The organism is Desulfobacter sp., from assembly GCF_050177295.1.
In genome coordinates this window covers 1-11,554 of record NZ_JBFXHE010000108.1, presented here as the reverse complement: position 1 = coordinate 11,554, position 11,554 = coordinate 1, and the positions used below count along the sequence as shown (strand labels likewise).

The window sequence follows — 11,554 nt, the reverse complement described above, 5'->3', positions numbered from 1 at the left end:
TCAGCGGTTCGGCCAGGTCCCCGGCCGGGACAAGCCTGCCGCCTTCGCCCTTCTCCAGCTTGTGATGGGTGACAACCGCACACTCCTTGGCAAATCCGTCCACATGTTCGGCCTCTTTTTCGAGGTAGCTCAGGGGAATAAATAATGGGAAATAGGCGTTTTTTACCCCGGTTTCCTTGAACAGGGCATCCATCTGGCGCTGGATGTTCTCCCAGATGGCAAACCCCCAGGGTTTGATCACCATGCATCCGCGGACCGACGAATTTTCAGCCATGTCCGAGGCTTTTACCACCTCCTGGTACCACTGGGAATAATCTTCTTCCCTTGTGGGGGTAATGGCTGTCTTAACTTTCTTTCCCATTTATTTCCTCCGCATTTAAGGTCATTGCGTCAATCTCTTTTATCAGTTCATCCACAAGACACGCCTGGTCAATTTTGCGGATGACGTTTCCCTTTTTAAACAAAATTCCCTTGCCGTCGCCGCCGGCAATGCCGATGTCCGCTTCTTTAGCTTCTCCGGGGCCGTTAACCATACATCCCATAATGGCAACTTTAATCTGTGCCGAACGCTCAAGTAAAGCTTTTTCTACCTGTTCGGCAATTTTAAACAGGTTTATCTTACACCGCCCGCAGGTGGGGCAGGAGATCAGTTCCGGACCCCGCTGGCGCAGACCCAATGCCCGTAAAATTTCAAACCCGGTGCGGATCTCTTCCACCGGGTCCCGGGTCAGGGAGACCCGGATGGTGTCCCCGATCCCTTCGGACAGCAGCATGCCGATGCCGATGGCGGACTTGGTAATGCCGGCATAAAGACCACCCGCCTCAGTGACACCCACATGAAAGGGCACGTCGGTCAGCAAAGAAAGCTGCCGGTAAGCCTCCACGGTTCGCTCCACATCCGAAGCCTTCAGGGATACCTTAATATCATAAAACCCCAGGTTCTCCAGAATACGGATATTGGCAAGGGCACTTTCAACCATGCCCCGGGCTGTCACACCGAACTGTTTCTCAATCTCTTTTTCCAAAGATCCGCCGTTTACCCCGATGCGGATGGGAAGCTTGTGGGCCTTGGCACAGTCCACCACAGCTTTTATTTTGTCGGCCGTACCGATATTGCCCGGGTTGATCCGCAATCCATCTACGCCGGATTCGGCCGCAGCAATGGCCAGACGCCAGTCAAAGTGGATGTCGGCAATCAAGGGAATGTGAATCTGCGCTTTGATTTTTTTTAAAGCCTTGGCCGCTTCCATATCCGGCACGGCTGCCCGGACAATTTCGCACCCGGCCTTTTCCAGGGACAATATCTGGTTTACAGTGGCTTGCACATTCTGGGTCTGGGTGTTGGTCATGGACTGAACCGAAACCTGTGCCAGGGAGCCCACAGCTTGTGACCCCACTTTTATCTGCCGGGTTTTCCGGCGTTCTTTGAGCAGCGGCATACATTAAATCCTTAATTTAAAAAAGCAAATGCCTGCATCGCAATTTTCAGATGCAAGCATAGCGTTGTACACATAAATTATCATACCAGGACAGTTTTTTTCAAGATGTTGATGACAGGCCGGACAGGACAAATTCAATTATCCTTAATACTTTTCTTGACAAAAAGTGCCTTCCTATCCTAAAACTATGAGCGGCGAACTTGCAGCTCAGACAATCGTACTACCGGAGACAAAGATTTGAATCCTCGGTTTAAGAGGTATGAAAGCATGTTTCAAGGCTTTCGGGACTCTGTGTGGATCGAGGCATTAATCATAACCATAAACGAAGAGAGGTAAAATGAGCGCGTTAGGTTTAACACATAAGATTCTCAAAAATCACCTGGTTGAGCCGGCTGAATTGCCAGCACCCGGGGAATTGATCAAGATCAAGATTGATGAGGCTTTCACACAGGACGCTACCGGCACCATGTGCATGCTTCAACTGGAAGCCATGGGCGTTGATAAAGTAAAGCCCCTTGCTGTAAACTTTGTTGATCACAGTATGCTTCAATCCGGTTTCAGAAACCCGGATGACCATCAGTACCTGAGAACTGTTGCCGCAAAACTTGGCATCATCTTTTCACCACCGGGAACCGGCATCTGTCATTTCACCAATATGGAAAACTTCGTTAAACCCGGTATGACAGGTGTTGGTGCTGACAGCCATACCGTAAACGCTGGTGGCGCAGGTGCGATCTTCATGGGTGCAGGCGGATATGACGTTGCTCTGGCAATGGCTACAGGCATGTACACAATGCCTATGCCCAAGGTGACCAGGGTTAACCTGACCGGTAAGCTGGCCAAAAACTGTATGGCCATGGATGTCATCTTGAAGATGCTTGAAATTGTATCCGTAAAAGGTGGAAAGGGTATTATCTTTGAGTATGCAGGTCCCGGCGTTAAAACCCTGTCTCTGACAGAACGGGCCACCATCACCAACATGGGTGCTGAAATGGGTGCCACCACCTCTATCTTCCCAAGTGATGAAAACACCAAAGCCTATCTGGAAAGCCGTGGCCGCGGTGGGGACTACACCGAACTGTCCGCAGATGAAGGCGCTTCCTATGATGCTGAAATTAATATTAACCTGTCTGAAATCGAACCGCTGATCGCCATCTATCCCTCTCCGGGTAATGTTGAAAAAGTTAAAGATCATGCCGGAACTAAAATTCATCAGGTTTGTATCGGTTCCTGTACCAACAGCTCCTTTGAAAACATCGCCACCTTTGCAGAAGCCCTTAAAGGCAAACGTGTCAAAGTTGACACCATGCTCTATCCCGGCTCCAGATCCGTTGCCATGCAGCTTGCAGACGCAGGCTACATAAAAATGATGTTCAATTCCGGTGTCAGAATCATGGAAAATGGCTGTGGCGCCTGTATCGGCCAGGGCGGTTCCCCCCCAAGCAAAGGCATCACTCTGAGAACCTTCAACCGGAACTTCCCCAAACGTTCAGGTACAGACGATGCCCTGTGTCATTTGATCAGCCCGCTTGTTGCAGCTGCCAGTGCCCTGACAGGTGAAATCACCGTACCGGAAGCAAAAGACATTGCCATTAACGTAATCCCGCCTGTCATCGACACCGATTCCTTCATCATGCCGGATAAAGCCGACAAGTCCGAAGGCATTGTCCGCGGACCCAATATCATGGCCCTGCCTGAATTCACGCCGCTGCCCGACGTTGTGAAAGGCGAAGTTCTGCTTAAGCTTGGCGACAACATCAGTACTGACGACATCCAGCCTGCCGGTACATTCCTGCCCCTGCGTTCCAATGTTAAAGAGTATGCAATGCAGGCAACTTACCAACTGGTTGACAACACCTTTGCCAAACGCGCTGTGGCTCACAGAGATGCCGGCGGAGAAGGTTTCATCATTGGTGCTGAAAACTACGGTCAGGGAAGTTCCCGCGAGCATGCAGCGCTGTGCCCAAGATGGCTTGGCATCCGCGCGGTTATCGTTAAGTCTTTTGCCCGTATCCATGTGGCCAACCTGGTTAACTTCGGTATTGTTCCGATGACCTTTAAGAACCCGGCTGACTATGACAAAATCACCCAGGGCGACACAGTATCCTTTGATGCCAAAGACCTGGCCGGAGATCTGTTCCTTGAAGTCAATGGTAAAAAACTTCCCCTTGAACCTGCTTTTGACAAAGATATGATCCCCACGCTGAAATTAGGTGGTGCGCTGGCTCAGTTTAAAGCAACCTACAAGGGATAACCGCTGTATTATTGCCGAAGAAACGATTCTCCGGCAGAAGTATGTAGGTTAAGAAAGGGGGATAATCGGCTGATTATCTCCCTTTTTTTTAAAACACAGAGATCAGCATCCTTGTGCCCACCAAATACAGCAGCACGGCAAAAACACGCTTGAGCTTGTCAACGGGCAGGTTGTGGGCAAGTTTCACCCCAATGGGTGCCGTGAGCACCGAGGCTGCAACAATTCCTGCCAGAGCAACGAGGTTGACAAACCCCAGGCACATGGGCGGCAGGTTTGGGGTACCAAGCCCGTTGATCACATACCCTGAAAAACCGGCTGCGGCAATGGGAAACCCGATGGCCGATGAGGTGCCGATGGCTTTGTGAATCTTGGTATTGCACCAGGTCAGAAACGGCACGGCCAGGGTACCGCCGCCAATGCCCACAAGACTTGAAAATACGCCGATGATGCTGCCTGCCGCAAAGATGCCTGCGGTGCCGGGGATGTCCCGGGTGGGTTTGGGTTTCATCCCCATGAGCATCTGGGTGGCCACATAGTATAAAAAGATGCCGAAAAAACATTTAAGAAAATTGGTGGAAAGCATGGAGGCAATCCAGGTTCCTGTAAAGGTCCCCACCAGGATGCCCGGAGTGATTCTGAATACCACGGGCCAGACCACAGCGTTACGTTTATGATGGGAACGCATACTGGAAACCGAAGTAAACAAAATACTGGCCAACGACGTGCCTAAAGCCATGTGAACAATAACTTCATGGGCCACATTCTGGTGGGTAAAAATCGAAGTGAGCATGGGAACAATCACAAGGCCGCCGCCAATGCCCAGAAGCCCGGCCAGCACGCCGGCCACACCGCCCACTGCCAGATACAACGCTATATAAACCATCTATTCAGTCCTTTATCCGTAATCAATTACACAAGAATGACAAATATATAAAATCAGGGTAAAAAGCAATGAATAGTTCCCGGTGCAAACCCCTTTCGTTAATTACTGAGAGCCTCAAAACCATACCAGGCTGCACCATGCAGCGCCGCCCTGGGGTCAAGAATCACATGGACGGGCATATTGGCGCACAATGAAAAAAAACGGCCCTTGTCGGCAATACTGGTTAAAAAATCGGGCCGGGCCAGCCGTTTAAGGATGCGCGGCAGTATGCCGCCGCCAAGATAAATGCCGCCTGTGGGAAGAAGCGTCACAGCCATATTGCCGGTGACCGTGCCAAGGGCGCGGACAAATATATCCAGTGTGGCCTCGCAGATATCAGCCTTGTTTTCAAGGGCGGTTTGCACAATCACCGGTGTTTTGTCCGTTGTTGCAGCCAGTTTTTCCCTTAACCAGACAGGCTCGGGAAAAATTTTATTTTCCAGAAAATATTCATAAATATTGGGCAGCTGACTGCCCGAACACACCCGTTCAAAACTGACATGGCCATAGCGCCGGGTTAAAAATTCCAGAAGTTTAACCTCCTGGGTATCCCGGGGAGAAAAGGCGGTATGCCCCCCTTCGCTGGCAAAGGCATGGTACCGGTCCCCTGCCCAGACCATAAAGGCAATGCCCAGGCCCGTACCCGGTGCAATAACCGCCCGGTTCCCTTTGGGTTCCGGATTTCCCGGATTCAGGGTAAAGATGCCGTCTTTGTCCAGGTGGGGCACTGAAACGGCAATGGCTTGCAAATCATTAATCAAAAAAACCTTAGGGATGCCGCAGGCCTGCTCAATTCCATCTGCGCTGATTTCCCAGGGCAGATTGGTGATCCGGGAATGGCGGTCTTTTACCGGGCCGGCAACCCCGAAACAGGCGGCTTGCGGTTTTGCACCGGTCTGATCTAAAAACGCTTTGACAATTTTTTCAAAAGATTGATAATTGGCACTTTTAAAGCGGGTTTCATGAACCGGATTCCCGGGCACTTGTGTTCTCCCGGCATAGATTGCGAGCACTGTTTTTGTGCCGCCGATATCCCCTGCAAGAATCATGGGCCTTACACCTGGGCGATAAAAAGGTTGTAAATTTATTTGACAATGACATTCCTTTCTATATAGGCTTTTTTCAACAACTTTAGGAGCGTTAATTATGCCTGCCCCTCCCATTTTGATCTGTGAAGAAAAAAGAGCACCCCGGTTTAAAGGAAAATAACACATGAACGATACTGTGAAAACCAATTATGCATGCCCGGACCTTGGGGCAAAAATCCGCCAGGGACTTGAAAAAGCAGACAAAAATCCGGAACAAATCAGTCTGCGGGACCTTGCCCCGGTTGACCAGCTTCATACAGGAGGGGCCCCTGCCACCCTTGAACTGGTGGAACACGCCGGCCTGGAAAAAGGCATGACTATTCTGGATGCAGGCTGCGGCATTGGCGGCACATCCCGGCTTCTGGCGCAAAATTTCGGCCTTGTTGTCCATGGCATTGACCTGTCCCAGGACTTCATTGAAACCGCAAGGGTGTTAAACCAGTGGTGCGGCCTTGTAAAAGACGGTACCATAAACTTTAAACAGGGTTCCCTGCTGACAATGCCTTACCCGGACCTTTTTTTTGATGCCGTACTCTGCCAGCACGTACTGCTTAACATAAAAGACAAACCAAAGGCCTTTGCCGAATTTTCAAGGGTACTGGCCCCCCGGGGCAAACTGATTCTGCATGAGATTGTGGATGGCCCGGGGCCTGATCCCCTTTACCCTGTTCCCTGGGCCGGCAATGCCTCTGCCTCCATGCTCTGCTCCCGTCAAGATCTTGGGGAATATGCAAAAACTGCCGGATTTGAACTTGTTCTCAGTGCAGATAAAACAAAAGAAGCGGCGCTTTGGTGGGAAAAGGTCAATGCCATCAAAAAAACCAGAGGCACAGGCCCTTTAAACCCGGGCCTGGTTTTTGGAGAAAATGCGGGGCATTTCGGCGCAAACATGGAAAGAAATTTCAAAGAACAGGCTCTGCTGTGCGTTGAAGATATCTGGATAAAATCCAATTTTTGCAATAAAAGGAGCAAACCGTGAACACTTGTTATGACACGTATTATATTGACGGCAAATTCGTTTCCGAAGACGAGGCCACCCTTTCCGTAAAAGACATCACCGTATTAAGGGGATTTGGTGTATTTGACTTTCTGATCACCTATAACAAACGTCCATTTCGCCTGGAAAAACATGTGGAGCGCCTGAAAAATTCCGCCCGCCACATCGGACTTGAACTGAACCATTCCAACAAAGAGATCTGCGGCATTGTCATGCAGACCATAGAAAAGAACCCGCACCACAAAGAGGAAAATATCCGCATCGTCTACACCGGCGGCATCAGCCCTGACGGCGTAACCCCCCAGGGCAACGGTATCCTCATGGTCATGGCCACGCCCAAGCACGAACTGCCGGAGTGGTGGTATACCAAAGGTGCCAAAATCATCACCGTGGACATGGAAAGATTTATCCCCCAGGCCAAGAGCACAAACTATCTGTCAGCCATTTTTGCCCAGCAAAAGGCCCGCAGCCTTGGCGCTGTTGAAGCCATTTACAAAGACAAGGACAACCGGCTGCTGGAAGGCACCACCACCAATATTTTCGCCTTCAAAGGCAACACCCTGATCACCCCGCCCGACAGCATTCTGCCCGGCGTAACCCGGGGCGCTGTGCTGGAACTTTTACAAAAGAAATATGACATTGTCCTGGATTTTATCCCCCACGCAGATCTGGCCGACATGGATGAAATGTTTATTGCGGCATCCAACAAAGAGATCGTACCCATTATCCAGGTGGACGATACGGCTATCTCGGACAGCAAACCCGGAGAAAAAACCCTTGCCCTGATGGCGGACTGGAAAGCATACACAACCGCCTACGGTCTTGGAGAAGCAGACTGATGAATTTCCCCGATGCACCGGTCCTTGAGCCCCAAAGCCGGATCCGGGTGGATCTGTCCGCCTTTGGGCAGAATGTGCGGACCCTGAAAAGCCTGATCCCGGCCAGTACCCGGTTCTGCGCCGTGGTCAAGGCCAATGCCTACGGGCATGGCGGGATACACTGCGCAAAAACCGCCCTTGAAAACGGGGCATCCTTTCTTGCCGTGGCCCGGATCTCGGAAGCCCTTGCCATGAGAGGTGCCGGCATCACCGCGCCTATTCTTCTTCTGGGAGAAGCCCTGCCCGAACAGGTCTCTTTTCTTGCCACCCACGGCATCCGGGCAAGCGTGGCTGATATCCAAGCCGCCAGGGCCCTGTCCGGGGCTGCCCACGCCTTAAATACCACGCTGAAAATTCATATCAAGCTTGATACGGGCATGGGGCGCATGGGGTTTCTCCATCCCGACCTTGTCTCCCAGGGCCAGGGGGAAGCGGCCGGCATACGTCAGGCCGGGGGCATTGCGGACCTGAAAGGCCTTGGGGTGGAAGGCACCTACACCCACTTTGCCAAGGCAGACAAAATTGACAAAACCCATGCCAAAGGACAGCTGGCCCGATTCAATGACATGGTTGCCATGCTCGCGGATATGGGCATCCGTCCCGAAATCCGCCATGCAGCCAATTCTGCTGCGCTTCTTGAGTTACCCGAAGCCCATTTTGACATGGTACGCCCAGGCATTGCCATGTACGGGATGGCCCCATCCCATGAGGTGGACATCACAAGGCATAAGCTGACGCCGATCATGTCCATCACGGCAAAGGTCATTTATGTCAAGGCGGTGCCCAGGAATTTCAGCATCTCCTACGGCTGCACCCATGTCACAGCAGCCCCCACGGTGATTGCCACGGTGCCCATCGGGTATGCAGACGGGTACAGCCGGCTTTTGTCCAACCAGGGACAGATGCTGGTCAAAGGCAAAAAGGCCCCCATTGTGGGCCGGGTCACCATGGATTTTACCATGATTGATGTGGGGCACATTCCAGGGGTCAAACCCGGAGACGATGTCACCATCCTCGGCTCCCAGGGAAATGAGCAGATTACGGCTGACGACATCGCAGGTCTCACCGGGACCATCAATTACGAGGTCACCACAGGCCTGAGCAGGCGTATGCCTGTGTCATACCTGTAAAAGGAGGCTGCCCATGCCGGACACAGACCGCTTTAATTTTCAGACAGGTTCCTGGTCCCGTGATGCCGCGCCCGGGAACGCCGCCACCCTGGTCATTGCCGGGGACTGGGCTCCCATCCGGGCGTTTGCCCCGTTGATCGAATCCGACCCCCAAGCCATATACGGCGATGTTCTGCCTGTGCTGCGGGAGGCAGACCTGAGTCTTGTGAACCTGGAAGCCCCCTTAAGTGATATCGGCAGTGAAGTATGTAAAAGCGGGACCGTGTTCAAAGGCAATACCTGCCATGTAAAGGGCCTGACTGCGGTGCCTTTTTCCGCTGTCACCCTGGGTAACAACCACATGTTTGATTTTGGTGTGGAGGCGTTCAGTCAGACCGCCGGGGTCCTGGACTGCCACGGCATAGCCCGCACAGGTGCCGGTATGACCAAAAAAGAGGCTGAAGCGGCCCTGATTCTGGAAGCCAAAGGGGTTCGCATTGCCATTGTCAACATCAGCGAAGGTGAAGATCTGACCGCAGCCGGACCTGGACCGGGTGTGGCCGGATGGGACATTGAAGGGGCCTGGGCCCGTATCAGAGATCTGAAAAAAGATATGGCCCGGGCAATTCACGCAGTGATCGCCGTGGTCCATTGCGGCCTGGAATACATTCCCTTTGCACCGGAATACGTAACCCAGGCCTTCAGGGAACTGGCAGATGCCGGTGCCGACGCCGTTCTCGGGCATCACCCCCATGTGCCCCAGGGGCTTTTCTTCCATAAAAATACACCGGTGTGCTGCAGCCTGGGGAACTTTGTCTTTTACCAGCCCACAAATTTTTTCTGGCGCAAGGTGGGATATCTGGTGCGCCTGCATATCAGCCCAAAAGGACTTGCCGGGTTAGATATTGAACCTTACCGGATCCATGACCAGGGGGTGCAGATGCTTGCAGGCCCGGACCGGGAGTATTTTTTCAAGCGGTTCAAACAGCTCAGCGAACCGTTGTCCACACCGGAAGGCAGCAGAGATGCCTGGCAGGGTTTTCTGGATTATTACGGTGTGTCCGGACTCAGAAACGAAGTCAACATGATTTTAAACAAACTGGACAACACCCCTGGCAAGGGGGCGGCCATGTTCAGAAACCGGCTGACCACGGCCCAGCATTTTTACCACTGGAAGGACCTGCTCACCCGTGTGGTGCAGGATAAGATGGGACAAAGCCCGGTCTGGGCCCGGGACCTGGCCCGGGAGTGGCTGACAAGACAGGTTGAAAATGAGTGATAAAAAACAAATGACCCTGCTTGTAACCGACTCGGGACTTGGCGGACTTTCCGTGTATGCCGGCATGGCCGCAAGGTTTGCCGATGATGCCCGTTATAACCGCATTGAGCTGGTGTACTTCAATGCCTGGCCCGAACAGTACAAGGGATACAACCACTACCCGGATCCGGCGGACCGGCCCAGGGTATTTCACAATGCCCTGGCTGCCATGGCCCGATTCAATCCCGATCATATCTACATTGCCTGCAACACCCTGTCCGTGATCTATCCGTTTACCCGGTTTGCACAAGAGACGAAAATCCCCGTCACCGGCATCGTGGGCCACGGGGTTCAAATGATCTATAACGCGCTGGCCATGGATTCTTCAGCCTGTGCCGTGATTTTTGCCACCCCTGCCACCATCCATGAAAACAGCCATAAAACAGCTTTAGTTGAACAAGGGATTGCCCCGGAACGGATCATCACCCAGGGATGCCTGAACCTTGCAGGTAAAATTGAGCGGACCCCGTTCAGCGACGAAGTCAAAACGCTTATTGATGAAAATGCTGCCCAGGCGGCAAAAAATCTGAAAAATGCGGGTTCCACTGTGTATGCCGGGCTTTGCTGCACCCATTTTGGCTATTGTAAAGACAGTTTTGAAAATGCTTTGGCCTGCCATTCCGGCAGAAAAGTAAACATTTTAAACCCCAACAAAGCCATGATTGATGCGGCCTGCCAGGGAATCATTGCCGGCGGTTCACCACAGATCTCCATGGATATCGTATCCAGGGTCACATGGGAGCCATCCAGAATCAAAGCCTATGACTGTCTGCTGTCCAAGATTTCTGCGGATGTGGTCAAGGCCCTGAAAAACTACCGGATGGACAGGCATCTGTTCAGCATTGACATTGAGTGAGGAAAAAAACATGAGTCGTATTTTACTGATTACCGGTCCTGGCGGTGATGCCCAGGGCTGGGGCAATATGGCCGTAACCCAGGAGATGGCAAAGGCCATCAACGGGTCAGGTAAATCCGCAGAAATTGCATCTGTATCAAGTATGGACGGATTAATCCGGGAACTGGATACCCGCAAGTTCGATCTTGTCTGGAGTGCGCTGTACCATATGACGGAAAATGAAGCCACCGTCGGTATGGGGGACGACAAAGAGGACTGGGTGGCTGAGATTCTGGACAAGCGCAGGCTTCCCTATATCGGCCCGGATGCAGCTAGCATGAAGGCGCTGATTCACAAAACCACCACCCATGACATCATGGACAAGGCAGGCGTTGCCGTACCCTGCCATTACCAGATTGAACCGGGTCAGGCCCTGCCGGATACGGTGTTTCCGGCCTTTGTCAAACCCAGTTATGAGAGCCGGTCTGTGGGGATTAACGACAACAGCGTGGTAAACACCGTTGAAGAGCTGGAAGCCCAGGTGCGTTTTATCCATGAAAATTATGATCAGCCGGCCCTGGTGGAAGAGTACCTGCCGGGCCAGGAATATACAGTACTGATGCTGGGTAACGGCGCGTTTCAGGAATTTTTACCCGGCATGGTCACGGTGGACCCCAGGCTTCTTGGCAGATACCCCATCTTAAGAGCGGATCT

The 11,554-nt window shown here is 52.3% G+C and carries 10 protein-coding genes and 1 pseudogene; 7 read left to right on the top strand and 4 right to left on the bottom strand.

Annotation, left to right across the window (positions count from 1 at the left end; translation table 11 throughout):
• Together AB7U36_RS09890 and ispG are read right to left on the bottom strand one after the other, a co-directional pair.
• Window positions 1-361, bottom strand: a pseudogene (locus tag AB7U36_RS09890) (proline--tRNA ligase); the annotation flags it as partial.
• The gene (ispG, locus tag AB7U36_RS09885) at window positions 345-1,439 is read right to left on the bottom strand and encodes a flavodoxin-dependent (E)-4-hydroxy-3-methylbut-2-enyl-diphosphate synthase (protein WP_428159616.1); all 1,095 of its coding nucleotides are present in this window, start codon (window positions 1,437-1,439) and stop codon (window positions 345-347) included. The gene ispG and the pseudogene AB7U36_RS09890, both read right to left, overlap by 17 nt.
• A 337-nt stretch (window positions 1,440-1,776) precedes the next feature.
• Here ispG and AB7U36_RS09880 point away from each other — a divergent pair, with 337 nt between their 5' ends.
• Complete coding sequence (locus AB7U36_RS09880) at window positions 1,777-3,693, top strand: aconitate hydratase (protein WP_428159615.1); 1,917 nt, start codon at window positions 1,777-1,779, stop codon at window positions 3,691-3,693.
• An 88-nt stretch (window positions 3,694-3,781) separates the two neighbouring features.
• Here the strand turns inward: AB7U36_RS09880 and AB7U36_RS09875 are convergent, their stop codons facing one another.
• Complete coding sequence (locus AB7U36_RS09875) at window positions 3,782-4,576, bottom strand: sulfite exporter TauE/SafE family protein (RefSeq protein ID WP_428159614.1); 795 nt, start codon at window positions 4,574-4,576, stop codon at window positions 3,782-3,784.
• 98 nt (window positions 4,577-4,674) lie between these two features.
• Complete coding sequence (gene glk / locus AB7U36_RS09870; protein ID WP_428159613.1) at window positions 4,675-5,664, bottom strand: glucokinase; 990 nt, start codon at window positions 5,662-5,664, stop codon at window positions 4,675-4,677.
• Window positions 5,665-5,827: 163 nt separating this feature from the next.
• On the opposite strand from glk, the gene AB7U36_RS09865 reads away from it, so the two are divergent.
• From AB7U36_RS09865 to AB7U36_RS09840, 6 genes are all read left to right on the top strand, one after another.
• Window positions 5,828-6,682: a class I SAM-dependent methyltransferase gene (locus AB7U36_RS09865; protein ID WP_428159612.1), complete on the top strand. Its 855-nt coding sequence runs from the start codon at window positions 5,828-5,830 to the stop codon at window positions 6,680-6,682.
• The gene (locus AB7U36_RS09860) at window positions 6,679-7,539 is read left to right on the top strand and encodes an aminotransferase class IV (protein ID WP_428159611.1); all 861 of its coding nucleotides are present in this window, start codon (window positions 6,679-6,681) and stop codon (window positions 7,537-7,539) included. The genes AB7U36_RS09865 and AB7U36_RS09860 overlap by 4 nt, the downstream gene beginning before the upstream one ends.
• Window positions 7,539-8,708 (top strand): alanine racemase, encoded by a 1,170-nt coding sequence (gene alr, locus AB7U36_RS09855; protein ID WP_428159610.1) that lies wholly within the window; start codon window positions 7,539-7,541, stop codon window positions 8,706-8,708. The genes AB7U36_RS09860 and alr overlap by 1 nt, the downstream gene beginning before the upstream one ends.
• A 13-nt stretch (window positions 8,709-8,721) precedes the next feature.
• The gene (locus tag AB7U36_RS09850) at window positions 8,722-9,966 is read left to right on the top strand and encodes a CapA family protein (protein WP_428159609.1); all 1,245 of its coding nucleotides are present in this window, start codon (window positions 8,722-8,724) and stop codon (window positions 9,964-9,966) included.
• Entirely contained in the window at window positions 9,959-10,861 is a 903-nt protein-coding gene (locus AB7U36_RS09845; RefSeq protein ID WP_428159608.1) for a hypothetical protein, read from the top strand. Before AB7U36_RS09850 ends, AB7U36_RS09845 begins: the two co-directional genes overlap by 8 nt.
• Before the next feature lie 10 nt (window positions 10,862-10,871).
• Window positions 10,872-11,554 (top strand): hypothetical protein (locus AB7U36_RS09840; protein ID WP_428159607.1); only part of this gene is annotated, 683 nt, incomplete at its 3' end.

What these genes read in the sequence shown, in the direction of transcription:
- AB7U36_RS09845 (WP_428159608.1), top strand. Translation starts at nt 9,959, where the DNA reads ATGAGTGATAAAAAACAAATGACCCTGCTTGTAACCGACTCGGGACTT.
- AB7U36_RS09850 (WP_428159609.1), top strand. Translation starts at nt 8,722, where the DNA reads ATGCCGGACACAGACCGCTTTAATTTTCAGACAGGTTCCTGGTCCCGT.
- glk (WP_428159613.1), bottom strand. Translation starts at nt 5,664, where the DNA reads ATGATTCTTGCAGGGGATATCGGCGGCACAAAAACAGTGCTCGCAATC.
- ispG (WP_428159616.1), bottom strand. Translation starts at nt 1,439, where the DNA reads ATGCCGCTGCTCAAAGAACGCCGGAAAACCCGGCAGATAAAAGTGGGG.
- alr (WP_428159610.1), top strand. Translation starts at nt 7,539, where the DNA reads ATGAATTTCCCCGATGCACCGGTCCTTGAGCCCCAAAGCCGGATCCGG.
- AB7U36_RS09865 (WP_428159612.1), top strand. Translation starts at nt 5,828, where the DNA reads ATGAACGATACTGTGAAAACCAATTATGCATGCCCGGACCTTGGGGCA.
- AB7U36_RS09875 (WP_428159614.1), bottom strand. Translation starts at nt 4,576, where the DNA reads ATGGTTTATATAGCGTTGTATCTGGCAGTGGGCGGTGTGGCCGGCGTG.
- AB7U36_RS09880 (WP_428159615.1), top strand. Translation starts at nt 1,777, where the DNA reads ATGAGCGCGTTAGGTTTAACACATAAGATTCTCAAAAATCACCTGGTT.